Origin of the sequence: Nocardioides nanhaiensis (genome assembly GCF_039542785.1) — a bacterium.
GTDB classification, from domain to species: domain Bacteria; phylum Actinomycetota; class Actinomycetes; order Propionibacteriales; family Nocardioidaceae; genus Nocardioides; species Nocardioides nanhaiensis.
Genome location: NZ_BAABIM010000002.1, coordinates 1,189,737 through 1,216,283, shown reverse-complemented (window position 1 = coordinate 1,216,283; position 26,547 = coordinate 1,189,737). Strand labels below are relative to the sequence as shown.

The 26,547-nt window shown below is 71.6% G+C and carries 24 protein-coding genes and 2 tRNA genes; 13 read left to right on the top strand and 13 right to left on the bottom strand.

The window, feature by feature from the left end:
- Positions 1–519 precede the first annotated feature (519 nt).
- From ABD948_RS13950 to rpmH, 8 genes are read right to left on the bottom strand one after another with little or no spacing between them, the layout of a single operon-like run.
- On the bottom strand, positions 520–1,569 hold the full coding sequence (locus tag ABD948_RS13950; protein WP_345266766.1) for a ParB/RepB/Spo0J family partition protein: 1,050 nt from the start codon (positions 1,567–1,569) through the stop codon (positions 520–522).
- Positions 1,566–2,624 carry a ParA family protein gene (locus ABD948_RS13945; protein WP_345266764.1) on the bottom strand — a complete coding sequence of 353 codons (1,059 nt, stop codon included), beginning with the start codon at positions 2,622–2,624 and terminating at the stop codon, positions 1,566–1,568. Before ABD948_RS13945 ends, ABD948_RS13950 begins: the two co-directional genes overlap by 4 nt.
- A 60-nt stretch (positions 2,625–2,684) precedes the next feature.
- Positions 2,685–3,425 carry a 16S rRNA (guanine(527)-N(7))-methyltransferase RsmG gene (gene rsmG / locus ABD948_RS13940; RefSeq protein WP_345266820.1) on the bottom strand — a complete coding sequence of 247 codons (741 nt, stop codon included), beginning with the start codon at positions 3,423–3,425 and terminating at the stop codon, positions 2,685–2,687.
- Between the two features lie 34 nt (positions 3,426–3,459).
- Entirely contained in the window at positions 3,460–4,059 is a 600-nt protein-coding gene (locus ABD948_RS13935) for a Jag family protein (protein ID WP_345266762.1), read from the bottom strand.
- A gap of 4 nt (positions 4,060–4,063) precedes the next feature.
- Complete coding sequence (yidC, locus tag ABD948_RS13930; RefSeq protein WP_345266818.1) at positions 4,064–5,050, bottom strand: membrane protein insertase YidC; 987 nt, start codon at positions 5,048–5,050, stop codon at positions 4,064–4,066.
- A 36-nt stretch (positions 5,051–5,086) separates the two neighbouring features.
- Entirely contained in the window at positions 5,087–5,422 is a 336-nt protein-coding gene (gene yidD, locus ABD948_RS13925; RefSeq protein WP_345266760.1) for a membrane protein insertion efficiency factor YidD, read from the bottom strand.
- Positions 5,419–5,811 carry a ribonuclease P protein component gene (gene rnpA, locus ABD948_RS13920; RefSeq protein ID WP_345266758.1) on the bottom strand — a complete coding sequence of 131 codons (393 nt, stop codon included), beginning with the start codon at positions 5,809–5,811 and terminating at the stop codon, positions 5,419–5,421. The genes yidD and rnpA overlap by 4 nt, the downstream gene beginning before the upstream one ends.
- Positions 5,812–5,831: 20 nt before the next feature.
- Positions 5,832–5,969, bottom strand: a complete 138-nt coding sequence (gene rpmH / locus ABD948_RS13915; RefSeq protein WP_345266756.1) for a 50S ribosomal protein L34 — start codon at positions 5,967–5,969, stop codon at positions 5,832–5,834.
- 573 nt (positions 5,970–6,542) lie between these two features.
- Between rpmH and dnaA the strand changes: the two genes are divergently transcribed.
- From dnaA to gnd, 3 genes are all read left to right on the top strand, one after another.
- Positions 6,543–8,099 (top strand): chromosomal replication initiator protein DnaA, encoded by a 1,557-nt coding sequence (dnaA, locus tag ABD948_RS13910; RefSeq protein ID WP_425576599.1) that lies wholly within the window; start codon positions 6,543–6,545, stop codon positions 8,097–8,099.
- A 416-nt stretch (positions 8,100–8,515) separates the two neighbouring features.
- Positions 8,516–9,655 (top strand): DNA polymerase III subunit beta, encoded by a 1,140-nt coding sequence (dnaN, locus tag ABD948_RS13905; RefSeq protein WP_345266754.1) that lies wholly within the window; start codon positions 8,516–8,518, stop codon positions 9,653–9,655.
- A 71-nt stretch (positions 9,656–9,726) separates the two neighbouring features.
- Entirely contained in the window at positions 9,727–10,635 is a 909-nt protein-coding gene (gene gnd, locus ABD948_RS13900) for a phosphogluconate dehydrogenase (NAD(+)-dependent, decarboxylating) (RefSeq protein ID WP_345266752.1), read from the top strand.
- A 1-nt stretch (position 10,636) separates the two neighbouring features.
- Here the strand turns inward: gnd and ABD948_RS13895 are convergent, their stop codons facing one another.
- Together ABD948_RS13895 and ABD948_RS13890 are read right to left on the bottom strand one after the other, a co-directional pair.
- Positions 10,637–11,071, bottom strand: coding sequence for a DUF2752 domain-containing protein (locus tag ABD948_RS13895; RefSeq protein ID WP_345266750.1), 435 nt, complete (start codon positions 11,069–11,071; stop codon positions 10,637–10,639).
- 8 nt (positions 11,072–11,079) lie between these two features.
- The gene (locus tag ABD948_RS13890; protein WP_345266748.1) at positions 11,080–11,676 is read right to left on the bottom strand and encodes an NINE protein; all 597 of its coding nucleotides are present in this window, start codon (positions 11,674–11,676) and stop codon (positions 11,080–11,082) included.
- Positions 11,677–11,779: 103 nt separating this feature from the next.
- On the opposite strand from ABD948_RS13890, the gene recF reads away from it, so the two are divergent.
- From recF to ABD948_RS13850, 8 genes are all read left to right on the top strand, one after another.
- Positions 11,780–12,916: a DNA replication/repair protein RecF gene (gene recF / locus ABD948_RS13885; RefSeq protein WP_345266746.1), complete on the top strand. Its 1,137-nt coding sequence runs from the start codon at positions 11,780–11,782 to the stop codon at positions 12,914–12,916.
- A complete protein-coding gene (locus ABD948_RS13880; protein ID WP_345266744.1) occupies positions 12,909–13,514 on the top strand; it encodes a DciA family protein in 606 nt (201 codons plus the stop codon). Before recF ends, ABD948_RS13880 begins: the two co-directional genes overlap by 8 nt.
- Positions 13,515–13,846: 332 nt before the next feature.
- Complete coding sequence (gene gyrB / locus ABD948_RS13875; protein WP_345266742.1) at positions 13,847–15,997, top strand: DNA topoisomerase (ATP-hydrolyzing) subunit B; 2,151 nt, start codon at positions 13,847–13,849, stop codon at positions 15,995–15,997.
- A 148-nt stretch (positions 15,998–16,145) separates the two neighbouring features.
- Positions 16,146–18,821, top strand: coding sequence for a DNA gyrase subunit A (gyrA, locus tag ABD948_RS13870; RefSeq protein WP_425576598.1), 2,676 nt, complete (start codon positions 16,146–16,148; stop codon positions 18,819–18,821).
- Complete coding sequence (locus ABD948_RS13865; RefSeq protein ID WP_345266738.1) at positions 18,821–19,465, top strand: DUF3566 domain-containing protein; 645 nt, start codon at positions 18,821–18,823, stop codon at positions 19,463–19,465. Before gyrA ends, ABD948_RS13865 begins: the two co-directional genes overlap by 1 nt.
- Before the next feature lie 151 nt (positions 19,466–19,616).
- Positions 19,617–19,690, top strand: a tRNA-Ile gene (locus ABD948_RS13860).
- A 56-nt stretch (positions 19,691–19,746) separates the two neighbouring features.
- Positions 19,747–19,884, top strand: a complete 138-nt coding sequence (locus tag ABD948_RS13855) for a DLW-39 family protein (protein ID WP_345266736.1) — start codon at positions 19,747–19,749, stop codon at positions 19,882–19,884.
- A gap of 47 nt (positions 19,885–19,931) precedes the next feature.
- Positions 19,932–20,004 (top strand) — tRNA-Ala (locus ABD948_RS13850).
- A gap of 25 nt (positions 20,005–20,029) precedes the next feature.
- Here the strand turns inward: ABD948_RS13850 and ABD948_RS13845 are convergent.
- Both ABD948_RS13845 and ABD948_RS13840 read right to left on the bottom strand, forming a co-directional pair.
- Entirely contained in the window at positions 20,030–20,947 is a 918-nt protein-coding gene (locus ABD948_RS13845; protein ID WP_345266734.1) for an HNH endonuclease, read from the bottom strand.
- A gap of 94 nt (positions 20,948–21,041) precedes the next feature.
- Positions 21,042–21,245 carry a hypothetical protein gene (locus ABD948_RS13840; protein ID WP_345266732.1) on the bottom strand — a complete coding sequence of 68 codons (204 nt, stop codon included), beginning with the start codon at positions 21,243–21,245 and terminating at the stop codon, positions 21,042–21,044.
- A 92-nt stretch (positions 21,246–21,337) separates the two neighbouring features.
- Here ABD948_RS13840 and ABD948_RS13835 point away from each other — a divergent pair, with 92 nt between their 5' ends.
- Entirely contained in the window at positions 21,338–22,111 is a 774-nt protein-coding gene (locus tag ABD948_RS13835) for an enoyl-CoA hydratase/isomerase family protein (RefSeq protein WP_345266730.1), read from the top strand.
- Positions 22,112–22,140: 29 nt separating this feature from the next.
- Here ABD948_RS13835 and ABD948_RS13830 read toward each other — a convergent pair whose 3' ends face one another.
- Entirely contained in the window at positions 22,141–22,725 is a 585-nt protein-coding gene (locus ABD948_RS13830) for a GrpB family protein (protein ID WP_345266728.1), read from the bottom strand.
- Between the two features lie 298 nt (positions 22,726–23,023).
- Between ABD948_RS13830 and ABD948_RS13825 the strand changes: the two genes are divergently transcribed.
- Positions 23,024–26,407 (top strand): S8 family serine peptidase, encoded by a 3,384-nt coding sequence (locus ABD948_RS13825; protein ID WP_345266726.1) that lies wholly within the window; start codon positions 23,024–23,026, stop codon positions 26,405–26,407.
- Positions 26,408–26,547 lie beyond the last annotated feature (140 nt).

Sequence of the window (26,547 nt, the reverse complement as noted above, 5' to 3'; positions counted from 1 at the left end):
CATCGGCCGGATGCGCAACCACCCACCCACCATGGACTACGTCACCCGCCGACGCGCCGAAGGACTCTCCAATCCCGAGATCATCCGGTGCCTCAAACGACACCTCGCCCGCGCCGTCTACCGAGCCCTACGGACCGACCTCATGACCCCTTGACATCTATAGGACCGTTCCAGCACGGCAAGCGCCCTCCCGGGCGCCCAGCTCGAGGTGCCTACCCGTGAGTCAGGGGATTTCGACTCGCCTGACGCGGGTTCGCGAGCTCACCCGCGGGCTCGCTCAATCCTCACTCGCGACGCGTTGACCTCCGTCGTCGGTCAACGCTGTTCGTTGGCCGCTGGTTGGGCCGGGCGAGCGCCAGCGAGCCTGTGTCGAAACCCGGTGCGCAGACCGCCCTCCCGAGTGGCCCGACTCGTCGTCAACCGTGAGTCGGAGGATTTCGACGCGCTGACGCGGGTTCGTCCCTCACCCGCGTCGCTTGCTCAATCCTCGCGCACCCACGCCCCGACCTCCTTCGTCGGTCAGGACTGTGCGCTCGGGTCGATGGTGTCGACGATGCGGCGCAGGTCCTCGAGCGTGGCGAACTCGATGGTGACCTTGCCCTTGCGCTGCCCCAGGTCGACCTTGACCCGGGTCTCGAGCCGGTCGCCCAGCCGGTCGGCGATCTCGGCGAGTCCCGGGGCGCTGGGCTTGCGCCGCGCGGCACGCGGGCCGGCTCCGGCTCCGTGGTCGCCGACCGCGACGATCTCCTCGAGCCCCCGGACGCTGATGCCCTCCGCGACCACCCGGTGGGCCAGGCGGTCCTGCAGCTCGGGGTCCTCGACGGCGAGCAGGGCGCGGGCGTGCCCGGCCGAGAGCACCCCGGCCGCCACCCGGCGCTGCACGCCGGTGCTCAGTCGCAGCAGCCGCAGGGTGTTGGAGATCTGGGGGCGCGAGCGCCCGATCCGGGTGGCCAGCTCCTCGTGGGTGCAGCCGAAGTCCTCCAGCAGCTGGGAGTAGGCAGCCGCCTCCTCCAGCGGGTTGAGCTGCGAGCGGTGCAGGTTCTCCAGCAGCGCGTCGCGCAGCATGTCGTCATCACCGGTCTGCCGCACGATGGCGGGGATCCGGGTCAGGCCGGCCTCCTGGGTCGCGCGCCAGCGCCGCTCCCCCATCACCAGCTCGTAGGTCTGCTCCTCCGGATCGCCGACGCGGCGCACCACGACCGGCTGCAGCAGGCCGACCTCGCGGATGGAGTGCACCAGCTCAGCCATGGCCTCCTGGTCGAAGACCTCCCGGGGCTGGACGGCGTTGGGGCGGATCTGCTCGACGGGCAGCTCGGCGAAGTACGCCCCACCCACCAGGTCCTGCTCCGCCGGAACCACCGCTGCTGCGGGGGACGCCGCGTCGACCTCAGGCGTCGCGCCGGGCGCACCGACGCCGGCGCCGCCCTCCGGAGGGGGAGCGGTGCCCGTGCCTGCGTCCGACGCGGCGCCCTCGTCGGGTGCGCTCGCGGGCCCGGGCGCGGGGGGTGCCGGCGGGATGAGCGAGCCGAGGCCGCGACCCAGGCCGCGGCGGGGTGCGGGACGACTCACGGCGTGACTCCTGTCGCGGCGATCTCGCGCGCCGCCTCGAGATAGCTGAGGGCACCGGGGGAGCCCGGGTCGTAGGTCATCACGGTCTGGGCGTACGACGGCGCCTCCGAGACGCGCACCGACCGCGGGATCGCCGTCCGGAGCACCTGGGGGCCGAAGTGAGAGCGCACCTCCTCGGCCACGCCCGCAGCAAGCCGGGTGCGCGCGTCGTACATGGTCAGCAGGATCGTGCTGACGTCGAGCTCGGGGTTGAGGTTGGCCTTGACCAGCTCCACGGTCTCCAGCAGCTGCCCCAGGCCCTCGAGCGCGTAGTACTCGGCCTGGATCGGGATCAGCATCTCCTGACCCGCGACCAGCGCATTCAGGGTGAGCAGACCCAGCGAGGGCGGGCAGTCGATGAGCACGTAGTCGTAGCGGTCGTCGCCGACCTGGTCGGCGCTGCCCACGCGGGGGTGCGCCACGATCGCCTTCTTCAGGCGGCCCTCGCGCGCGACCACGCTGACCAGCTCGATCTCGGCGCCCGCCAGGTCGATGGTCGCGGGGACGACGAAGAGCCCCTCGACGTCGGGGCACTCCTGCTCGACCTCGGCCAGGGCCACACCGTCGACGAGCGCGTCGTAGGTGCCGGCCACGCCGCGACGGTGCTCCACGTTGAGTGCCGTGGAGGCGTTGCCCTGCGGGTCGAGGTCCACGACGAGGACGCGCAGGCCCAGCTGGGCCAGGCCGGCCGCGATGTTGACGGTCGAGGTGGTCTTGCCGACGCCACCCTTCTGGTTGGCCACCACGAAGACCCGGGTGGCGGGCGGTCGCGGGGGAGCGGGACGGCTCTTGGCGTCCGCGCGGGCCAGGACGCTGTGCTGAGCGGCGCGAGCCAGCGGTGTGGTGTCGTCCAGGTCGGGTCCGGCGACTGCGGCGACGTCGCCGGCGGTGCGGACGCCGGACCAGCCGGTCGTCGGCGTGCTGGTTTCACGTGAAACCGCGTCCGGCGACCCGGTCGTGTCTCCCTTGTCGAGAGTCCCCTCGACGGCGTCGTTCTGTGGATAACTGCCCTGCACCTGTGGATCCTTACGCTCAGCACTGTCCGGACGTCGGTGGATAACCTCTGCGCCGGATGGTCACGACCCGGGGCGGCCCCGCCGCTTGCGCCCCCGCGACCCGGACGACGAGCCGCCGGGGGAGCGCCCAGGGGCAGTCCGCCAAGATACCCGCGCCGGGCCCGCCCACGTAACTCGCACCAGCGTCGTGGCCGCCGCACCGGACCCGACCTCCACCACTGTCGGCTCGGCAGCCCCAGCCGTCCGGCACAGGGTCCGTACGGCCGCGACCTCCTCGGCGGCCCGCGACCCCTTCATGGCCAGCAGCGAGCCTGTCTCGGACACCAGCGGCATGGACCACGCCAGCAACCGGTCCAGTGGTGCCAACGCCCGGGAGGTCACCACGTCGAAGCTGCGTTCGCCGTGCAGGTCCTCGGCTCGCCCGCGGTGCACCTCCACCCCGGACAGCCCGAGGTCGGCGACGACCTCCTCCAGGAACGTGGTGCGTCGCAGGAGTGGTTCCACCAGCGTGACCGTCAGGTCCGGGCGCGCGATGGCCAGGACCAGACCCGGCAGGCCGGCTCCCGACCCGAGATCCGCGACGGTGGCGCCCTGAGGTACTGCCTCCGCGAGGGAGGCGCAGTTCAGCACGTGCCGGTCCCAGAGGCGGTCCCGCTCGCGCGGGCCGATCAGACCGCGCACCACCCCAGCATCCGCGAGCCACGCGACGTAGCGCTCGGCGAGATCCAACCCCGCAGGCGAGAACGCCCCCCGCGCCGCGTCGGGCGTGGGGGGCGTTTCACGTGAAACAGGCTCCGTCATCCGCCGGAGACCCCGTGCGTCAGGGCCGGCGACGTCACGCCGGCAGCACCACGACGCGACGACGCGGCTCGACACCCTCGGACTCGGACACGAGCCCGGCCTCGGCGACGGCGTCGTGGACGACCTTGCGCTCGAACGGCGACATGGGCTCCAGCGAGAGGGGAGCGCCGGACTCGCGAACCGTCGCCACCGCCTGCTCGGCCACCTCGACGAGCTCGCGCCGCTTCTCCGCGCGGAAGCCCGAGACGTCGAGCATCAGCCGGGACCGCACGCCGGTCTCGCGGTAGACCGCGAGCCGGGTCAGCTCCTGGAGCGCGTCCAGCACCTCGCCGTCACGACCCACCAGCTGCTGCAGGTCGGCGCCGACGATCGAGACGGCCGCGCGGTCACCCTCCACGTCCATGTCGAGGTCGCCGTCGAGATCGGCGATGTCGAGAAGCTCCTCGAGGTAGTCCGCGGCGATGTCGCCCTCGGCCTCCAGGTCCACGACCTTGCCGGACCGTCCGCGCGTACCACCCGGGCTCTCGGCGCCCGTCGCCTCCGCCGCCTCGTCGGCCTGCGCGGCCTCGGGGCTCCCGGGGAACTCCGGACCGGCGGCGTCCTCCGTGGTCCTGCTCGTGGGGCTGGTGCTCATGGGGCTACTTGCCTCCCTGCTTCTTGGTCGCCGGCCCTGCGCCGGGCGTGCCGCCCTGGCGTCGCTGGGCACGGGTCTGCTTCTTGGGCTGTTGGCGCTGGGTGGGCCGGCGGTCGGACTCCGGCGCACCGGTCTCGGTGATCACCGTGCCCTCGACCGTCTCGGGCACCTCGCCACGCTTGATCGCCTTGGCGCGGTCGCGCTCGACCTTCGCCTCGGCCGCGGGCGTGCCCGGCGCGGGATTGTTGCGGATCACGTAGAACTGCTGGCCCATCGTCCACAGGTTCGAGGTGGTCCAGTAGAGGAGCACACCGATGGGGAACGCGACACCGCCGAGGCCGAAGGCCACGGGCAGCACGTAGAGGAGGATCTTCTGCTGCTGGGCGTAGGGGCCGCTCAGCGCGTCGGCGGGCATGTTCTTGCTCATCAGCTGACGCTGGGTGAGGAACGTCGTCGCCGTCATCGAGAGCACCAGGATCAGCGCCACGATCATCACGCTGGTCTGCGGGTCCGCGGACCACGGCGCCGAGCGCCAGAAGGTCTCCGAGATCGGGATGACGCCGAAGATCTGCGACTGACCGAAGTCCAGGGCACGCTCGTCGGAGAGGAACCCCCGTCCGTTGCCCCGCGCCGCCTGGTCGAGCACCCGGAACAGGGCGAAGAAGATCGGCATCTGGAGCAGGATCGGCAGGCACGAGGCGAACGGGTTGGTCCCCGAGTCCTTGTACAGCTTCATCGTCTCCTCGGCCAGCTTCTGCCGGTCGTGGCCGTACTTCTTCTGCAGCTCACGTGCCTTGGGCTGGATGAGCTGCATGTTGCGGCTGGACTTGATCTGCTTGACGAACAGCGGGATCAGCAGCACGCGGATGACCACCGTCAGGCCGATGATCGACAGTGCCCAGGAGAGACCGCCGTCGGGCGCCAGGAACAGGCTGAAGAGCTCGTGCCAGGCGAGCATGATGCCCGAGATGGCGTAGTAGAGCGGCGTCATGATGAAGCTGCCGATGTCGCCGAAGATTCCCACGGGTCAGGCTCCTTGGAGGGGGTGGCTCGGGGAGGCGCCGCAACGGGCGAGTCCGGGGGACTCGACCTCCCGGGCCTCGGGGGTCGGGCACTGATCAGTGTGCCGGTCGGACGGCTGCCGGGGGGCCCGGGAGGGGACGTGGTCCACCCCGCCGGCCGCCCAGGGGTGGCACCGCGCCACCCGACGCGCCGCCAGCCAGCTGCCGCGCAGCGAACCGTGCACGCTCACGGCCTCGAGGGCGTAGTGCGAGCAGGACGGGTAGTAGCGGCACACCTGCCCGTACAGCGGGCTCACCACGCGCCGGTAGATCCGCAGCAGCGTGATCAGCAGGTGGCTCACGAGGCGGGCCGTCGCGCGCCGCGCGCCTCGAGGGCACGCGACCACGCCCGGTGCAGGTCGCGACCGAGCTGTCCGTGGCTGGCCTGCGCCGCCGCGGGGAGGGCCCGCACCACCACCACGCAGCCCGACGGCGTGCCGTCGAGCTGCTCGCGCACCAGGTGCCGCAGACGCCGCTTCACCCGGTTGCGGACCACGGCGCCGCCCACGGCCTTGCTCACCACGAAGCCCACACGGGGTGACGCCTCGTCGACAGCCTGGCCCACCGCCGCAGGTGCCGCACCCTGGTCGAGCACGTGCACGACCACGGTGCGGCTCGTCCCACGCGCGCCACGACGCCCGGCCGCGCGGAACGCGCCGGGGTCGGTCAGGCGGTGGGCCGGGGGCAGCACGGGAGCTGCGCCGCCGAGGCTCAGACCGCCAGTTCCTTGCGGCCCTTGCGGCGACGGTTCGCCAGGACCGCGCGGCCGGCGCGGGTGCGCATCCGCAGGCGGAAGCCGTGCACCTTGTGACGGCGACGGTTGTTGGGCTGGTAGGTGCGCTTGCTCACGACACTCTTCCTTCGGTTGCTTCGAGATCCGCCGGTAGGGCGTCACCCCGGGCCTATCCTGGCCCGGGCCCGCACGACGACGCCCGAGGGCACGGCATGCGGTCCGGATCGGCCGGCACCGCCCACCCACGCGGATCATCGTGGACATGCGGCACCGCTCGAGCCTGGCTGGTGACCGGCCAACGGTACGCGGCGCCGACGGAGGGGGTCAAACCGCGCCCGCACCCACGCCCCGCGGCCTCCCGCCGCCCCGTCGCCGCCCGGTGCACAACCCCGGGAGCAACCTGTGGAGAACGGCTTGCCGCCGACCGGTGCGCGGGTTAGGTTCACCGCACCCACGACGACGTCACGTCCCCGGTGCTCGTCGGGTGCGACCGGCCGGTCGGCACCTGCCGATCCTGCGGTCACACCGCTGTGACCTGCGACGACGTGTTGCGTGCAGGGCTGGAGGACCTCGGTGCATCCCTGCCGGGTCCCCCGGTGGCAGGTGACTGCACAGCCTGTGGAGAAACTTGTGGACGTGGGGACCCGACCCCCGTGACCGAGATCGACGAGAAGAGTGGGAGCGCCCCCGTGGTGGACCAGGACCGCGAGCCCGACGACGTCGAGCTGACCCAGGCCTGGCACCAGGTGACCGGCGAGCTGCAGCAGCACCAGCGCGCCTGGGTGAGCGACTCCGTGCCGCTGACGCTGCACGGCAGCACCGCGATCATCGCCGTGCCCAACGACTTCAACCGCACCCAGCTGGAAGGGCGACTGCGCTCGAGCCTCGAGGACGGTCTCTCCGAGCGTCTGGGCCGCGAGATCCGCCTGGCCGTGACGGTCGACCCCTCCCTCCAGCACGAGCCGCACCCCGGTGCCACGTCGTCCGAGACGTCGACAGGTGGCTTTGTCGACAACTCGACACTTGCGGGAGCCGCGCACAGCGACGGCGCCGCGGCCATGCCGGACGCCGCAGCGGTCGCGGACCTGCGCAGCGCCCCCACCGGCATCGGCTCCCCCTCACCGACCGCACCGGCGGCCCCGGCCACCGACCGGGCCCCGCTGCACCCCGACCACACGCCCACCGACCCGCACAAGCCCTCGGCGCTCGAGGCGCGGCTCAACCCCAAGTACACGTTCGAGACCTTCGTCATCGGCTCCTCCAACCGCTTCCCGCACGCGGCCGCCGTCGCCGTGGCCGAGGCACCGGGCAAGGCGTACAACCCGCTGCTGGTCTACGGCGACTCCGGCCTGGGCAAGACCCACCTGCTGCACGCCATCGGCCACTACGTGCGCAGCCTCTACACCGGGGCACGGGTGCGGTACGTCTCGAGCGAGGAGTTCACCAACGAGTTCATCAACGCGATCCGCGACGACCGGCAGGACCGGTTCAAGCGGCGCTACCGCGACGTCGACGTGCTGCTGATCGACGACATCCAGTTCCTGGAGGGCAAGACCCAGACGCAGGAGGAGTTCTTCCACACCTTCAACACGCTCCACAACGCCAACAAGCAGATCGTGCTCACCTCCGACCGGCCGCCCAAGCGGCTCGAAGCGCTCGAGGACCGGCTGCGCAACCGGTTCGAGTGGGGGCTGATCACCGACGTCCAGCCTCCCGACCTCGAGACCCGCATCGCGATCCTGCGCAAGAAGGCCGCGATGGACCGGCTGACCGCGCCGCCGGACGTGCTGGAGTTCATCGCCTCCAAGATCCAGACCAACATCCGCGAGCTCGAGGGCGCGCTGATCCGCGTGACGGCCTTCGCCAACCTCAACCGGCAGGAGGTCGACATGACCCTCGCCGAGATCGTCCTGAAGGACCTGATCCCCGAGGGCGGCGAGCCGGAGATCACCGCGCCGCTGATCATCGCCCAGACCGCCGCCTACTTCGGGCTCTCGATCGACGAGCTCACCGGACCCAGCCGCGGGCGCCACCTGGTGATGGCGCGCCAGATCGCGATGTACCTGTGCCGCGAGCTCACCGACCTCTCCCTGCCCAAGATCGGCGCCCAGTTCGGCAACCGCGACCACACGACCGTGATGTACGCCGACCGCAAGATCAACCAGCTGCTCGCCGAGCGTCGCGCGGTCTTCAACCAGGTCAGCGAGCTCACCAACCGCGTCAAGCTCGCGGCCCGCCAGTCCTGACGCCGGTCCTGACGCACGTCCCGCAGCTCGCGCGGGCGTGGACGCCGTCCGCCTGTGGACGACGCGCGCCCCGAGGTGCGAACTACACGGGGAGGATCTGTGCAGCCTGTGCACGAGGGCGGGGGAGGACCGACCGGGATCCACAGGGGGCCCACGGCGCCGCGGATTCCTCCACAGCGTCCTCCACCGGGGTGCACCCACCCTGACCGGCCAGGACACCGCTCCTCCACAGTTTCCACCGACGCTACGACTACGACTCACCTCCACCTGGATCGATCGACCGTGAACCTCACCCGGGCCCCTGCCTGTGGAGTGCCGACCGGGCGGGGTGGCAGGATGCGTCCTCCCAGACCACTGCACCTCGAGCGACCACCTCGAGCGACCTCGCAGCGACTCCTCGCAAAGGACCACACATCGTGAAGTTCCGTGTCGACCGTGACGTGCTCGCCGACGCCGTCGCCTGGGCCGCTCGCAGCCTCCCCGTGCGCCCCAGCTCGCCCGTGCTCGCCGGCCTGCTCATCGACGCCTCCGCCGACGGCCTGGTGCTCTCGACCTTCGACTACGAGACCTCCGCACGCGCCACGCTCGGCGCCGAGGTCAGCGACGAGGGCCAGGTGCTGGTGAGTGGCCGGCTGCTCAGCGACATCTGCCGCAGCCTGCCCGCCAAGCCGGTCGAGATGGTGCTCGACGGCGCCCGGGTCTCGCTGACCTGCGGCTCCGCGCGCTTCTCGCTGCAGACCATGCCGGTGCACGAGTACCCCGCACTGCCGCAGATGCCCGAGGCCTCGGGCACCGTGCCCAGCGACCTGTTCGCCCACGCCGTCGCCCAGGCCGTGACCGCCGCCGGCCGCGACGACATGCTGCCGGTCCTGACCGGTGTCCGTGTCGAGATCGAGGGCTCCTCGATCGCCCTGCTCGCCACCGACCGCTTCCGGCTCTCCCAGCGTGAGCTGGAGTGGGCGCCGCGCAGCACCGACGACTCGCTGGCCGCCCTGGTGCCCGCCAAGGTCCTGGGCGACACCGCCAAGTCGCTCACCGCTGGCGCCGAGGTCACCATCGCGCTGTCGGCGGGCGGCAGCGGCGAGGGCCTCATCGGCTTCGAGGGCACCGGGCCCGGCGGCGTCCGGCGCACCACCACCCGGCTGCTCGACGGCGAGTTCCCGAAGGTCCGCAGCCTGTTCCCCAGCGAGAAGCTCACCACCGCACGCGTCGACAAGGCCGCGCTCATCGAGTCGGTCAAGCGCGTGTCGCTGGTGGCCGAGCGCAACACCGCCGTCCAGCTGGCCTTCAGCGACGGCGTGCTCACCCTCGACGCCGGGTCCGGCGACGAGGCCCAGGCCTCGGAGTCGGTCGAGGCGGTGATCGAGGGCGACGACATCACCACCGGCTTCAACCCCCAGTTCCTCCTCGACGGCCTGACCGTGATCGACGAGGACGTCGTCGAGCTGGCCTTCACCCAGCCCTCCAAGCCGGTCGTGCTCAGCGGCTACCGCGAGGGCGGCGAGAGCGACGGTGGCTTCCGCTACCTGCTGATGCCGCGCCGACTGCTCTCCTGAGCCCACCGGGGTACAGGCACCCCTGATCATCGGCACCACCCACCCCGCACAGCACCGCGAAGGGATCGCACATGCACCTCGGACTCGTCGGCCTGGGCAAGATGGGCGGCAACATGCGCACGCGGATGCGCGAGCACGGCGTCACCGTCACCGGCTACGACCGCAACCCCGAGGTCTCCGACGTCGAGAGCCTCGAGGCGCTCGTGGCGGCGCTGCCCACCGACGCCCCGCGCGTGGTGTGGGTGATGGTCCCCGCGGGTGACCCGACCCGCGAGACCGTGCGCGCGCTGGGTGAGCTGCTCGGCGAGGGCGACCTGGTGGTCGACGGCGGCAACTCGCGCTACACCGACGACCAGTCCAACGCCGCGATGCTGGCCGAGCGCGGCGTCGGCTTCGTCGACTGCGGCGTCTCCGGCGGCGTGTGGGGACTCGAGAACGGCTACGCGCTGATGTGTGGCGGCTCCGACGCGGACGTCGCCAAGGTCCAGCCCGCCTTCGACGCGCTGCGGCCCGAGGGCGACTCCGGCTTCGTGCACGCGGGGCAGCAGCCCGGCGCCGGCCACTTCGCCAAGATGGTCCACAACGGCATCGAGTACGCCATCATGCAGGCCTACGCCGAGGGGTGGGAGCTGCTCGAGGCCACGGACCTGGTCGAGAACGTGACCGACGTCTTCGACTCCTGGCGCGAGGGCACCGTGATCCGCTCGTGGCTGCTCGACCTGCTCGTCTCTGCGCTGCGCGAGGACACCCACCTCGACCAGCTGCGGGGCTACGCCGACGACTCCGGCGAGGGTCGCTGGACCGTCGAGGCTGCGATCGACCACGCCGTCCCCATGCACGTGATCGCCAGCTCGCTGTTCGCGCGCTTCACCTCGCGCCAGGAGGACAGCCCGGCGATGAAGGCGGTCGCTGCGATGCGCAACCAGTTCGGCGGCCACGCCGTGCACACCCCGCCGCCCCCCGGCGGCGACGCGAGCTGACCTACAGCTCGCTGACCAGGCGCAGCACGCCGAACACGAGCCAGCCCCCGAGGAGCACCACCAGCCAGGGCCGGCGCACCAGGCCCTCGAAGTCCGGGAGCGGACGCCGCCGCATCGCCGCGAGGAGCACGACGGCGGCCAGCGCGAGCACCAGCGCCATCAGCACGGCTCCGAAGGGGTGGGCGGCGAAGGACGCCGCCGGGTCGCCGTGCACGAGCTGGACCCACGAGCGGGTCAGGCCGCAGCCGGGGCACGGCAGCCCGGTGACGGCGCGGAAGGGGCAGAGCACCGGGCCGTCGTCGATCGTGGCCGGGCTCAGCAGTGCGGCGACGCCGATCGCCGCCACCCCGGTGCCCGCCACCCACGCCGAGGCCGCGCGGGTGTGGGCACCGGCGAGGAGGCGTCGAGACGGCGGGGCACCGGGAGTGGCAGACATGGGAGCTGCTACTTCAGCGGGCGGCCCTGGGCGTCCGGCACCTTGCGCAGGATGATCAGGATCAGGTCGATGATCGCCCAGATGCCGAGGCCGCCGCAGGTGAGCAGCTTGGCCACACCCAGTCCGGTGTAGCCCAGGTAGAAGCGGTCGACGCCGAAGATGCCGACCAGCCACGAGATGATCGCGGTGGTCACCATCTCCTTGTCGGAGTAGAGCCCGGGCACCTCCTTGGCGGCGAACCAGGACTGCTGGCCCTCCATCCGCACCATCGTGTCGGGCTTGAGCTGGCCGGAGCTGGCCATGCCAGCCAGCTGCTGGACGTCGAGGGGGCCGTGCTCCTGGCCCATGTAGCCGATGTAGAACGGGCCGGTCGGCGCGCCGTACCCGTAGGCGGGCTGCTGGCCGTAGCCCTGCGGCGGCTGACCCGGCTGGCCGTACTGCTGGCCGTACTGGCCGGGGTCGGGCTGGCCGTACTGCGGCTGGCCGTACTGGCCCGGCTGGGGCTGCCCGTACTGGCTGGGCTGGCCGGGCTGGCCGTACTGACCCGGCTGCTCGGGGGGCTCGGGGGGCGGGGAGGCGAAGGGGTCCTGCGGAGGTTGGCTCATGGTCGCTGAGCGTAGACTGCGCAGGGCAGCTGGGGGCCCGGCCGCGCGGACCGGTGCCGGTGGGTGACGGGTCGGCCAGGGTCGAGCGAGAGGAGCCGGGCGCGTGCACGTCTCGCACCTCACGCTGCACGACTTCCGCTCCTACGCCGACGTCGAGGTGCCGCTCGAGGCGGGTGTCACGGCGTTCGTGGGTCGCAACGGCCAGGGCAAGACCAACCTGGTGGAGGCGATCGACTACCTCTCGCGGCTCTCCTCCCACCGGGTCGCGAGCGACACGCCACTGGTGCGCGCGGGCGCCGAGCAGGCGATCGTGCGCGCGGCGGTGGTCAAGGAGGGGCGCACGGCCGTGCTCGAGGTCGAGCTCAACCCCGGGCGCGCCAATCGTGGACGAATCAACAAGTCGACATTGCCGCGGGTCCGCGACCTGGTGGGCCTGGTGCGCACGGTGGTGTTCTCCCCCGAGGACCTGGCGCTGGTCAAGGGCGACCCCGGCGAGCGGCGCCGCTTCCTCGACGACCTGCTCGTGCTGCGCACGCCGCGGCTGGCCGGCGTCCGCGCCGACCACGACCGGATCCTCAAGCAGCGCAACTCGCTGCTGAAGACCGCCCGCGCCGGCAACCGCGCCGCCGCGGAGGCGACCCTCGACGTCTGGGACGACCACCTGGCGCGGGTGGGCTCGGAGCTGCTGGCCGCTCGGCTGCGCCTGGTCACCGACCTGGCGCCGTACGTGGGCAAGGCCTACGCCACCGTTGCCCGGGGCGCCACCCGCGACGACGCCCGGATCGCCTACCGGTCCTCGGTGCCGCTGCCCGAGCCCGGCGAGGACGCGGGCGACCCCGACGCCGCCGCGCTCGTGCCCGCCTTCCTGTCAGCGCTGACCGAGCGCCGTCGCGACGAGATGGACCGCGGCCTCTCGCTGGTGGGGCCGCACCGCGACGAGCTGCTGGTGAGCGTCGGCGAGCTGCCGGTCAAGGGCTACGCCTCGCACGGGGAGTCCTGGTCGGCGGCGCTGGCCCTGCGGCTGGCCAGCTTCGACCTGCTGCGCGACGACGGTGACGACCCGATCCTCATCCTCGACGACGTCTTCGCCGAGCTCGATGTCGAGCGCCGGGCGCAGCTGGCCGAGCTGGTGGCCGGCGCCGAGCAGGTGCTCGTGACCGCGGCGGTGGAGGCCGACGTGCCCGCAGCCCTGGCCGGCGCCCGCTTCGACGTCGCCGGCGGTGAGGTGACCCGTGCCTGACGAGCCGGAGCCGACCCACGAGCCCTCGGGGCCCGAGGCAGCCGAGGGTCCCGAGCCCCACGTGCCCGAGGGGCTCGAGCTCGCGCGCGACATCACCCGCGCCACGGCGGGGGCCGCCACCACGCCGGCGCGCCGACGGCGTCGACCGGGATCCGGGGGACCGCCACTGCCGGGTCGCTCGGACCGGGCCGAGGGCTTCACGACCGGGCGGCACCGGGTCAGCGGGGCCCACCCCGACGACCGGGACCCGCAGCTGCTCGACTCCACCCTGGCCAAGCTGGTGGGCGACCGGGGCTGGGAGCTCGACCTGCGCGTGCGCGGCGTGTTCGCGCGGTGGCCGGAGCTGGTGGGCGAGGAGGTCGCGCAGCACTGCCGGCCCGAGTCCTTCGCCGACGGGCGACTGGAGGTGCGCACCGACGCCACCGCCTGGGCCACCCAGCTGCGGCTGCTGGCGCCGCAGCTGGTGCGGCGCCTCAACGAGGAGCTCGGCCACGGCACGGTCACCGTCATCGAGGTGCGGGGACCGCACGGGCCCAGCTGGACCCGCGGTCAGCGCACCGTGCGCGGCGCCCGCGGCCCGCGCGACACCTACGGCTGAGCCCGCGCGAGCCTGCCCGGGACCGCCGCGCGCCACAGACGATCTGCGGGCCGCCCGGCCGTAGGGGGACCCCGCCGCACCCCCGCCCGGCGCTCGGATCGCCCTCCGAGGGCCGCTGAGAGGCACTTTTCGAGCGCTTCATCCACATGCGGTGGAGTCGAACCCTGGCCTGAGGCCCTGGGAGCGGTAGTATGGGCAGTGGCCGTCGGCGCCGGTGGAGGGACCTCCCACCACTTCGCTCGCGGCCGTCTGCCTGTCTGCCCTCCTGCCACCTCGCGTGCCCACCCCGGCCCCGCGCGGGTGGGGGGCACCGAGAAGTGAAGAGGTCCTGCGTGTCCGACGAGCCGACGACCGAGCCCACCGAGCCGACCAGTGGTGCGAGCGACGCGGGCACCCCGGGGGAGACACCCCCCCCCGTCCCGCCGGCGCCCGGTGTCGGCGTCGAGGTCGACTACGACGCCTCGGCCATCCAGGTGCTCGAGGGCCTCGAGGCGGTGCGCAAGCGGCCCGGCATGTACATCGGGTCCACGGGCGAGCGCGGTCTGCACCACCTGATCTGGGAGATCGTCGACAACGCGGTCGACGAGGCGCTGGCCGGGCACTGCGACCGGATCGTGCTCACCCTGCAGGCCGACGGTGGCGTGCGGGTGGAGGACAACGGTCGCGGCATCCCCACCGACACCGCGCCCGGGCAGGAGCTGCCGGCGCTGACGCTGGCACTCACCGTGCTGCACGCGGGCGGCAAGTTCGGCGGTGGTGGCTACAAGGTCTCCGGCGGCCTGCACGGCGTCGGCGTCTCGGTGGTCAACGCGCTCTCCAGCCGCGTCGAGGCCCGGGTGCGCAACCGCGGCCACGAGTGGCGCCAGACCTTCAGCATCGGCGTGCCCGACGGCGAGCTCGAGCAGGTCCGCGAGATGGAGCCGGGCGAGAGCACCGGCACCACGATCACCTTCTACGCCTCGGAGGAGATCTTCGAGACCACCGTCTACTCGCTCGAGACCATCACCACCCGGATCCGCGAGTACGCCTTCCTCAACAAGGGCCTGGAGATCGTGGTGCGCGACGAGCGCCCCGCGGCCGAGGACCTCGTGGACGCCGTGGAGGACAACACGGTCGAGGACGAGGTCGACCAGGCCGGGGAGGACGCCATCAAGCGTCACGAGGGCGGCGGGCTGGTGCGCACCTTCAAGTACGAGCGCGGTCTCGTGGACTACGTCGAGTACCTCAACCGCACGCGGCAGGTGGCCAACCCGACCGTCATCAACTTCGAGTCCGAGACCTCCGACAACGACGGCAACCCGATGAGCCTCGAGCTCGCGATGCAGTGGAACACCTCCTACACCGAGTCGGTTCACACCTTCGCCAACACCATCAACACCCACGAGGGCGGCACGCACGAGGAGGGCTTCCGCGCTGCGCTCACCTCGCTGGTCAACAACTGGGGCAAGGAGTGGGGCCAGATCAAGAAGCCCGAGGACGCCGTCAAGGGTGACGACATCCGCGAGGGCCTGACCGCGATCATCTCGATCAAGCTCGGTGAGCCGCAGTTCGAGGGCCAGACCAAGACCAAGCTCGGCAACACCGAGGCGAAGGGCTTCACCCAGCGCACCGTCAACGACCACCTCGGTGCCTGGTTCGAGCAGAACCCGGCCGAGGGGCGCGACATCGTGCGCAAGGCGCAGGCCGCGGCGCAGGCGCGGGTGGCCGCGCGCAAGGCCCGCGAGCTGGCCCGCAACCGCAAGGGCCTGCTCGGGGGCGGCGGTCTGCCCGGCAAGCTCTCGGACTGCCAGTCGCGCAACCCCGCCGAGTGCGAGGTCTTCATCGTCGAGGGTGACTCCGCCGGTGGCTCGGCCCGCCAGGGCCGCGACCCGCGGATCCAGGCGATCCTCCCGATCCGCGGCAAGATCCTCAACGTCGAGAAGGCCCGGATCGACAAGGTGCTCGCCAACACCGAGGTGCAGTCGATCATCTCCGCGCTCGGCACCGGCATCCAGGACGAGTTCAACCTCGAGAAGCTGCGCTACCACAAGGTGGTCCTGATGGCCGACGCCGACGTCGACGGCCACCACATCAACACGCTACTGCTGACGTTGCTCTTCCGTTTCATGCGGCCGCTCATCGAGCACGGGCACGTGTTCATGGCGCAGCCGCCGCTCTACCGGTTGCGCTGGAACAAGCCGGCCGAGCACGAGTTCGTCTACTCCGACGCCGAGCGCGACGCCCTGCTGCGCGCCGGAGCCGAGGAGGGCAAGAAGCTGCCCAAGGAGAACCCGGTGCAGCGCTACAAGGGTCTGGGCGAGATGAACGCCAAGGAGCTGTGGGAGACCACGATGGACCCCGACCAGCGGCTGATGCTGCAGGTGACCCTCGACGACGCCGCGCACGCCGACGAGATCTTCTCGATCCTCATGGGCGAGGACGTCGAGCAGCGCCGCTCCTTCATCCAGAGAAATGCCAAGGACGTCCGCTTCTTGGATATCTAGGGATCTACGGCTCTCTAGCCCTGATCCGATATTCCACTAGCGACGACGAGAGAGACCCAGACACGTGACTGAGACCCCCAGCGGCGGCACCACCACTCCCCCCGAGGGCCCCGGCGGCCGGATCGAGCCCGTCGAGCTGCAGACCTCGATGCAGCGCGCCTACATCGACTACGCCATGGCGGTCATCGTCGGGCGCGCGCTGCCCGACGTGCGCGACGGCCTCAAGCCGGTGCACCGCCGCGTGCTGTACGCGATGTACGACGGCGGCTACCGGCCCGACCGCGGCTTCTCCAAGTGCAGCCGCGTGGTCGGCGACGTCATGGGTCAGTACCACCCGCACGGCGACACCGCCATCTACGACACCCTCGTGCGCCTGGCGCAGCAGTGGGTGATGCGTGCGCCGCTGGTGCAGGGCCAGGGCAACTTCGGCTCGCCCGGCAACGACGCGGCGGCGGCGATGCGGTACACGGAGTGCCGGATGGCGCCGCTGGCCATGGAGATGGTGCGCGACATCGACCAGGAGACGGTCGACTTCCAGCCCAACTACGACGGCCGCTCCTCTGAGCCGACCGTGCTGCCCTCGCGGTTCCCGAACCTGCTGGTCAACGGCTCGGCCGGCATCGCCGTCGGCATGGCCACCAGCATCCCGCCGCACAACCTGCGCGAGGTCGCCGAGGGTGCCGCGTGGGCGCTGGAGCACCCCGACGCCACGCGCGAGGAGCTGCAGGAGGCCCTGATCGAGCGGATCAAGGGCCCCGACTTCCCCAACGGCGCCCTGATCGTGGGCCGCCAGGGCATCGAGCAGGCCTACCGCACCGGCCGCGGCTCGATCACCCAGCGCGCGGTGATCGACGTCGACGAGGACGCCGGCGGTCGCACGACGCTGGTGATCACCCAGCTGCCCTACATGGTCAACCCCGACAACCTGGCGCTGAAGATCGCCGAGCTGGCCGACTCCGGCAAGGTGCAGGGCATCGCCGACGTCCGCGACGACACCTCCGACCGCACCGGCCAGCGGCTCGTCGTCGTCCTCAAGCGCGACGCCGTCGCGCGGGTGGTGCTCAACAACCTGCTCAAGCACACCGAGCTGCAGACCAACTTCAGCGCCAACATGCTGGCGCTGGTCGACGGCGTGCCGCGCACCCTCTCGATCGACCAGTTCATCAGCCACTGGGTGGAGCACCAGGTCGAGATCATCCGCCGCCGTACCGAGTACCGCCTGCGCAAGGCCGAGGAGCGCGCCCACATCCTGCGCGGACTGGTCAAGGCGCTCGACCAGCTCGACGAGGTGATCGCGCTGATCCGTCGCTCGCCCGACGTCGCCGAGGCCCGCGCCGGGCTGATCGAGCTGCTCGACATCGACGAGCTGCAGGCGACCGCCATCCTCGACATGCAGCTGCGCTCGCTGGCGGCGCTGCAGCGCCAGAAGATCATCGACGACCTGGCCGAGCTCGAGCGGACCATCGCCGACCTGCAGGACATCCTGGCCAACGTCGCCCGCCAGCGGCAGATCGTGGCCGACGAGCTGGCCGAGATCGTCGAGAAGTACGGCGAGGACCGCCGCACCCAGATCATCGCGGCCGACGGGGACCTCTCCATGGAGGACCTGATCCCCGACGAGGAGCTGGTCGTCTCGATCACCCGCGGCGGGTACGCCAAGCGCACCCAGCGCGCGGCCTACCGCTCCCAGCGCCGCGGCGGCAAGGGCGTGCGCGGCGCGAGCCTGCGCGGCGACGACGTCGTCGAGCACTTCATCGCCACCACCAACCACCACTGGCTGCTGTTCTTCACCACCGCAGGCCGGGTCTACCGCACCAAGGCCTACAACCTGCCGGAGGCCTCGCGCGACGCCAAGGGCGGTCACGTGGCGGGGCTGCTCTCCTTCCAGCCCGACGAGCAGATCGCGCAGGTGCTGGCGATCCGTGACTACGACCAGGCGCCCTACCTGGTGCTGGCCACCCGCAGCGGCCTGGTCAAGAAGACCCGCCTGGCCGACTACAACAGCCCGCGCCAGGCCGGCGTCATCGCGATCAACTTCCGCGAGGACGACGACGTGCTGATCGGGGCCGAGCTGGTCGACCCCGACGACGACATCCTGCTCGTCTCGCGCAAGGGCTCGGCCATCCGGTTCCGTGCCGACGACGCCCAGCTGCGGCCGATGGGTCGCGCCACCTCGGGTGTGGCGGGCATGAAGTTCCGCAGCGACGACGACGCCGTGCTCTCCATGTCGGTGATCCGTGCCGACCAGGTGGCGGCCGAGGAGGCCGCCGAGGCCCAGGCCCAGGCCGAGGGCGAGTCGACCGCGCCGGGCGAGCTGCCCGGCGTCACCGAGCAGTTCGTCTTCACCATCACCGACGGCGGCTTCGCCAAGCGTTCTGCCATCAGCGAGTACCGCGTGACCAACCGCGGCGGCCTGGGCATCAAGGCGATGGCGCTGGCCAACGAGGACCGCGGCGTGCTGGTGGGTGCCTTCATCGTGCAGGACGGCGACGAGGTGCTCGTGATCACCGCCAACGGCCAGGTGACGCGCTCCCCGATCAACGCAGACTTCCGCCCGATGGGCCGCTCCACGATGGGGGTCAAGTTCACCTCGCTGAAGAAGAACGACTCCGTGGCCGTGGTCGCCCGCTCGGTGGAGTCCTCGGAGGTCGAGGACGACGCCGACGGTGAGACCGAGGCAACCGACGGGGCTGCCGGAGCGTCTTCCGAGGGTGGGGACGCCCCGGCGCCCGCGGGCGAGGTTTCGCCTGATAACGGCCCGGGTGTCACAATCGAAGAGTCCGAGCCCGACTCCGACACCGATCAAGGGGACAGTGAAGCCTGATGACCGAGCGTTCGGCAGAGACAGCGGCACGGTCCGGCAAGCGACCGTCGTCGGCCCCCGGCAGTGACGACACCGCCATCCGGCCCTCCCTCGCCGACCGCATCCAGGCCAAGCTGACCTCCGACGGCGGCGCGGAGAAGAACGGCGGCGCGGCGGAGCGCTCGAGCTACTCCCCGCCCGACGCCGCGCCGAACTCCGCGAAGGCGGCCAAGCCGGCCAAGTCGGCCGCAGCGACGCCGGAGAAGGCCCCCAAGCCGGTGACCGCGGGCCGCGGTCCGCGCCGGGCCCGGCTGCGGCTGACCCGGATCGACCCGTGGTCGGTCATGAAGACCTCGTTCCTGCTCGCGATCGCCTTCGGCATCGTCACCGTCGTCTCGGTGGGGATGATCTGGACCGTGCTCGACCAGGCCGGGGTGTGGACCTCGGTCAACGACACCGTGCGCGACACCATCGGCGGCGAGGACGGTGCGGCCTTCGACATCGAGAACTACGTGGGCACCTCGCGGGTCCTCGGCTTCACGATGCTGGTCTCGGCTCTCAACGTCATCCTGATCACCGCGATCGCCACCCTGGGCGCCTTCCTCTACAACATGTCGGCCGCCCTGCTCGGCGGCGTCGAGGTCACCCTCGCCGAGGACAACTGACCCACCGTCACCGACGCTGGTCGAGCCGGGCGAATGTCAGTGAGTCCGTGTCGAAACCCGGTGAGACGACCGCCCTCGCGCCTCACCCATCCCGATTTCAAGCGGCACCACCTGCTGCGGTAGTGTTCCGCGCTGGCGGCAGCCAGCACACGGGCCTATAGCTCAGACGGTTAGAGCGCTTCCCTGATAAGGAAGAGGTCACAGGTTCAAGTCCTGTTAGGCCCACCCAGCACGACCCCCGCACCACTCGAGCCAGCCGGCCAGCCGGTCTGCGGCACCCGATGAGGGAGACGCACATGAAGAAGATCCTGCTCCTCGCGCTGGCCGCCGGTGGCGCCGTGTTCGCGAAGAAGAAGATGGACCAGGGCAAGGCCGAGCAGGCACTCTGGGCCGAGGCCACCGACAGCGTCAAGCGCTGACGCTGGCTACACCAGCCTGATCCACCCGGCGGCGAATGCCGTCACCCGGGGCCTTGGCGCAATTGGTAGCGCACCTGCTTTGCAAGCAGGGGGTTAGGGGTTCGAGTCCCCTAGGCTCCACTCAGCCGACACGGCGCCGTGCGCATCATCCGGCGGCCTTGAACAGCTGGTAGCGGGCATCGAGAGCGGGCTTGTCCGGCCGTTCTGACCGGCGCTGAGGCACCACCATCAGTGCGCGGCCGTGGAACTCCTGGATGCCGTGCCGCAGCATCGGCCCGTCCACCTCGTGCAGGACGGCCTCGTTGACTCGCACCTCGTAGTCGGGGGTGATGCCGAGTATGTGCCGGTCGTATGCGGCGTGGTGCATCTTGCACAGCGCGAGCCCATTCGTGACGACGGGCCGACCGCCCTGCGCATCCTCGTGGATGTGCGCCGCATCCAGCAGGTCCCCGTGTCGGAACGAGCAGACGGCGCACGCGGTCTCGTAGGCCCGCAGGACTGCTGCCCGGAAAGGCCGCTGGTGCAGCCGCACCGTGGTCAGCCTCTGGCGGTAGGCGGGGTCGAGGTCGAGCTCCGCCGCCGGCCAGACGATGTCCGGTTGCGGCACCGCGCTGATGTCCACGACGAACTGCAGGGCGGTGCGCTCCTCCCCGACCAGGTAGATCGGGTAGAGGGCGCTGTAACCACCGCCCTGGACGCCGAGCCACCAGATGAGAGGTAGTCGGGCGACGGCGGCAGAGCGCAGTGCTCGATTCTCGTAGTGGTCCGGGTCCTCGCCGCGCATCTTGTAGCGGTACAGGCCGTCGCTTCCCACCGCGTCGTCGTAGGGGCGGGTGCTTCCCTCAGGTCGATACACCGTCCTGATGGACAGGGCTGCCTGAAGCTGGCTCGGCTTCCAGATCCCCTGTTGGGTGGGCATCAGGCGCATGGTCTGACCCGCCAGGACCACACCGCTGGTGTCGGCCTGGGAGAACACCTCCTTGCCCTTGGCTCGCTGCTGGTCGAGCCAGGCGAGAGCCGCGTGTCGGATCGCCAACTCAGCGAGGCGCTGCTCGGGGGTCACGACCAGATCGTGCCAGCTCGATGCGGACCGGGCACTGGATCTGGATGCAACCGTGATCGATGCCCGCCATCAGCTCATGGTGCGGACGGTGGCGTCAGCGACGTCGACCGTAGGTGGTCCCGGCCACGGCCGCGCCCGCCAGGGCGGAGACCACGGCCGCGTAGATGATCCACCGCGGCGCCTCGCCGTCGCCGGCGTCGAGGACGAAGTGGGTGATCACCAGCACGATGCCCACCACCACGAGCAGGATGCTCAAGGCTCGTGCGGTGCGCGGGTCCGCGGATCCGGGGGAGGCCATCGCACGACAGTAGGTCAGGAGGGCGCGCAGAGCGAGCGTCCGACGCTCGGGCCGCCTCCCGACGGTGCCCGACGCCCGGCACAGTAGGTGGCATGAGCACCCTGGACTACGACTTCTCCAACGGCGTCGCCCGCCTCACCATGGCAGCCGGCGATCGCGGCAACGCGCTGGACCTCGAGAGCACCACGGCGTTGCTGGAGGGGGTTCGCGGCGCCCACGCCGACGGGGCGCGCGTCATCGTGCTGCGCAGCCGGGGCCGCTTCTTCTGCGTCGGGGGCGACGTCGCCGGGTTCGCGGCCGCCGACGACCTGCCGCTGCTGGTCGACGACCTGGCGGAGATGCTGCACCGGGTGGTGAGCGAGCTCGCCCACTCACCGGCGGTGGTGGTGAGCGCCGTCCAGGGGCCGGCCGCGGGCGCGGGGTTCGCGCTGGCGGCGGCGGCCGACATCGTGGTCGCCGCCGAGTCGGCGTCGTTCACCCTGGCCTACACGCGGCTGGGGTTGAGCCACGACGGCAGCAGCACCCTGCTCGTGCACTCCCTCGGCCTGCACCGGGTGCTGCAGCTGGTGCTGCTCAACGACCGGATCAGCGCGGCGGAGGCCCAGGCGGCCGGACTGGTCGCGCGGGTGGTGCCCGACGACGAGCTGGAGGCGGCCACCGAGACGGTGGTCGACACGTTGCTCGCCGGGTCCGCGCCCGCCTTCGCCGCTGCCAAGCGGTTGATGCGCGAGACCGCCGAGCGCAACCCGGAGTCGGTGATGCGTCGAGAGGCGCTGAGCATCCGCGCGCTGGCTGCCACTCCCGACGGGCAGGAGGGGGTGGCCGCGTTCGCCGAGAAGCGGCCGGCGCGCTTCGGCGGCAGCTGAGCCAGACGTCGGTCCAGTGGTGTGACGGATCAGCGTGTGGGTGGATGCGCCCGGATCCGGGCCCGCTCCTTGATCGCCTCGACCACCTCGGTCTTGGCGTCCGCATAGGCGTTGGTGTCGGGCCAGTCGCGCTTGACCAGCTCGCGCTTGGTGTCCTCGTAGAGCTGGCGGTCCTCGGGGTCGGCGCGCAACTGGTCGCGCAGCAGCAGGTAGTCCTCGGCGGCCTGGGCGCCGACCTCGACCACGTGGATGTTCGCGTCCCGCTCCGGCGTGCGCACCAGCCGGTGCCCGGGCTCTCGCACCCGCAGCGGGAAGCCGGCCGCCACGAGGGGCTCGAGGTAGTCCTCCTCGGCGGTGATGTCGGGCACCGTGACCAGCACGTCGATGATCGGCTTGGCAGCGAGCCCCGGCACCGACGTCGACCCGATGTGCTCGACGTCGACCGCCACGTCACCCACCGCCTCCCGGATCCGCTGGGCGAAGACGGCGTAGCGCTGCGGCCAGGCAGGGTCGTGGTCGACCAGCACGAGCGTGCGCTTCTCGGTGCCGCCGACCAGCTCGAGCTCGGTGACGTCGGGGCGCCTGCGGTGCGAGTCCTCCGGGTGAGCGGCCACCGCGGCAGGCTAGTACGGCGAGCGGGTGGTGGAAGCCCGAGGCTGTGGCGCAAGAAGCCGCGAGTGACGGATGGGGCGAGCGGCGCCCCTTCGGTCGCACGTCACGAATTGGACACGGAACGATCATCTGGCCGCCGACCCGTTGACCAGCGTGTATCCGGTCACGTAGTCCTGAGACCGCGCGTCCGCGCGGGGATCTCGGCCCCATCGGGTTCCCTCATGTCATTTCGTCATCGATAGGGGAGTTCCCGACGTGATCCGTCGAAGCTTTGCCATCGCTGCCACCTCGGCATTGGCGGTGGGCCTCCTGGGCCCGGTCGCCTCCGCCGAGCCGGGCAGCGGACCAGCCGCGGCCGACCAGCCGACGAGCCAGTCGACCAGCCAGGCCACCGCCACCGAGAGCCGCGGGCAGGAGAAGTCCGGCCCCGTCATCTCGCTCGGCGAGGGCAAGGGCCGCGAGCTCTACATCGTCCAGCTCGACCGGGCCGCCGTGCCCAGCCAGACCGTCGGCGGTGCCGGTGCGCGCGCCGAGAACCGCACCTACCGCACCGACGGGTCCACCGAGCGGGCCTATCGCCGCCAGATCGTCGCCGACCAGGGCTCGCTGCGCCAGGAGATCAGCCAGGTCACCGGCCGCAAGGCCACCCCGACCTTCACCTACACCGAGGCGCTCAACGGATTCGCGCTGCCGCTGACCCGCACCGAGGCCGCCGAGGTCGCCGAGCTCGACGGCGTCTCCGGCATCTGGGTCGACTTCGAGCGCGAGCTGCAGACCGACCGCGGCCCCGAGTGGATCGGCGCCCCCAGCATCTGGGACGGCTCGGCCACCCCCAGCGGTGAGGGCAACAAGGGCGAGGGCATCGTCGCCGGCATCATCGACTCCGGCATCAACCCCGCCAACCCCTCCTTCGCCGACTCGGTCTCCGAGGCCGATGGCGGCGACGGCTACGACCACACCAACCCGCTCGGCAAGGGCAACTACGTCGGCGTCTGCAACCCGACGTCCGCGGTGCACATCCCGCGCTGGGGCTGCAACGACAAGCTGATCGGCGCCTGGGACTTCACCCCCGCCGACAGCACGAACCCCTACGACGAGGACGGCCACGGCACCCACACGGGCTCCACCACGGCCGGCAACCAGGTCGAGGCCACCACGTACAGCGCCGAGGAGGACCCCGCCGAGCGGTTCTCGGCCACCCGCACCATCAAGGGTGTCGCCCCGCACGCCAACGTGATCGCCTACGACGTCTGCTCCGGCGGCTGCCCCGGCACCGCGATCATCGCCGGCATCGACCAGGCCATCAAGGACAAGGTCGACGTCATCAACTACTCCATCGGCGCGGAGGCCTCCTCCAACCCATGGACCGACCCCGACGCCGTGGGCTTCCTCAACGCCCGCGCGGCCGGCATCCACGTGGCCACCTCGGCCGGAAACTCCGGCCCCGGCGGCGCCACCGTCGGCGCTCCCGCCGACGTCCCGTGGATCACCTCGGTGGGCGCCACGCAGCACGACCGCCAGTGGCGCGCCTCGGTGCAGGACCTCACCGCCGAGGGCGGTGCGACCCACCCCGACATCGAGGGCCTGGCCTTCGCCAACGCCACCGACGGCAGCTTCCCGATCGTCGACGCCGCGGCGCTGGACGCCCCCCTGTGCCAGACCGACGAGCTCGAGGCCGCCGACGTCGAGGGCAAGATCGTGGTCTGCGACCGTGGCGGCAACGGTCGCGTCGAGAAGGGCCAGGTCCTGGCCGAGCTCGGTGCCGCCGGCATGATCCTGGCCAACGACGAGGCCAGCGGCGACTCGCTGAACGCAGACCCGCACGCGCTCCCCGCCGTCCACATCACCTACGACGACGGCGTCGAGCTGCGCACGTGGATGGAGAGCGTCGAGGGCGAGCAGGGCTCGCTCTCGGGTGGCACGGAGTACATCGGTGACGACGTCGCCGACATCATGGCGGGCTTCTCCAGCCGCGGCCCGAACGGTGCCGTCGAGCTGATCAGCCCGAGCATCTCCGCCCCCGGTGTGGACATCCTCGCCGCCAACGGCGTCGCCAACGAGGTCTCCTGGGGCTTCATCTCCGGCACCTCGATGGCCAGCCCCCACGTGGCCGGCGCGCTCGCGCTGGTGGCCGCCGAGAACCCGGACTGGACGCCCGCCGAGGCGCAGTCGGCCATCATGACCACCGCGGTCACCGAGGTCACCGACAACGACGGCACCGCCGCGGACTGGTTCGACATGGGCTCCGGCCGCGTCGACCTGACCAAGGCCGCCGACGCCGGGCTCGTGCTCGACGTCACCGAGGCGGAGTACCTGGCCGCCAACCCCGTGACCGGTGGCGACGTGACCGCGCTGAACACCGCGAGCATGGCCGAGGCCGACTGCCTGCAGATCTGCTCCTGGACCCGCACGGTCGAGGCCACCGAGACCGGCGCCGGCACCTGGACCGCCGAGGGCGTCGCCGTCACCGACGGCATCGATGTGACGATCGAGCCGGCCTCCTTCGACCTCGCCGCCGGCGAGTCGCAGGAGATCACCATCACCGCCGACGTCACCGGCTCCTCGGTCGAGGACTACCAGTTCGGCAACGTGGTGCTCACGCCCGGCGCGGGCTCCGACGCCCCCGCCGCGCACCTGCCGGTGGCGGCACTGCCCGCCAACGGCGCGCTGCCCGACGAGATCGTCATCGACACCCGCAGCGACGAGGGCTCCGAGGAGTCCGACCCGATCCGGGCCGTGGAGATCACTGATCTCGACATCGAGGCCAACGGGCTGGTCCCCTCGACCATCGAGGACTTCACCATCCCGCTCGACACCACCAACCCCGACCCCTTCGACGGCAATGGCGTGGGCACCACCACCGTCCAGGTCCCGGAGGGTGCGACGCGACTGATCGTCAACCTCAAGAACGCCACGGCGCCCGACTTCGACCTCTACGTCGGCAAGGGAACCACCCCGAGCGCAGCCACCGCGGTGGCAGCCAGCGCCTCGGGCGGCTCGGCCGAGAGCATCGATCTCGCTCTCGGCGAGGGCGACGAGGGTCCGTGGTGGATCCTGGTGCAGAACTGGGAGGCCAGCGCGTCGGGCACCGACACCGTCGACGTCGAGAGCGCCGTGGTGGCAGGCGACGAGGGCAACCTGACGGCGGAGGGTCCTGAGACCAACCCGCTCAACGAGCCCTTCACCATCACCACCAGCTGGGACGAGCCGGCGATGGAGCCCGGCCAGACCTGGTACGGCTCGCTGAGCCTGTACTCGGCACCGGGCGGGACCTTCATCGGCACCCTGCCGGTGACGATCAACCGCCTCGGCGGCGAGGTCGTGCCGCCCCAGCCCGGCGCGGACCCGAAGGTCAACGTCGTCGCCCAGCGCAACGCGAGGGAGCCCCGCACCGACGGGCTCGTCGTGTTCCGCCGGCCGGCCGCGGCCAAGGGCGAGCGGGTGACCGTCACCTACAAGGTGCGCGGCTCGGCCAAGCAGGGTCGTGACATCCGGTTCATGGACCGCAAGGTGACCTTCGCCAAGGGCGCCACCACCGCCCGCGAGGTCGTCCGGGTCGTCAACCGGCCCGGCCGCCAGGGTCCGCGCACCGTGCGGATCGTGGTCGTGCCCGGCTCGGGCTACGCGGTCGGACCCAAGCGCACCGCGCTCGTCAAGGTGCTCGACGCCGGCCGGGGTCGCTGACCCCGCGCCACCTGCACGACCTGCACGACCTGCACGACCTGCATCACCCAGCAGCACCTGACCGGGCGGTCATCCTTCGGGGTGGCCGCCCGGTCGGCGTCCGGGAACCGTGGTGGGATGGGGGCCGTCCCACCCGGTGA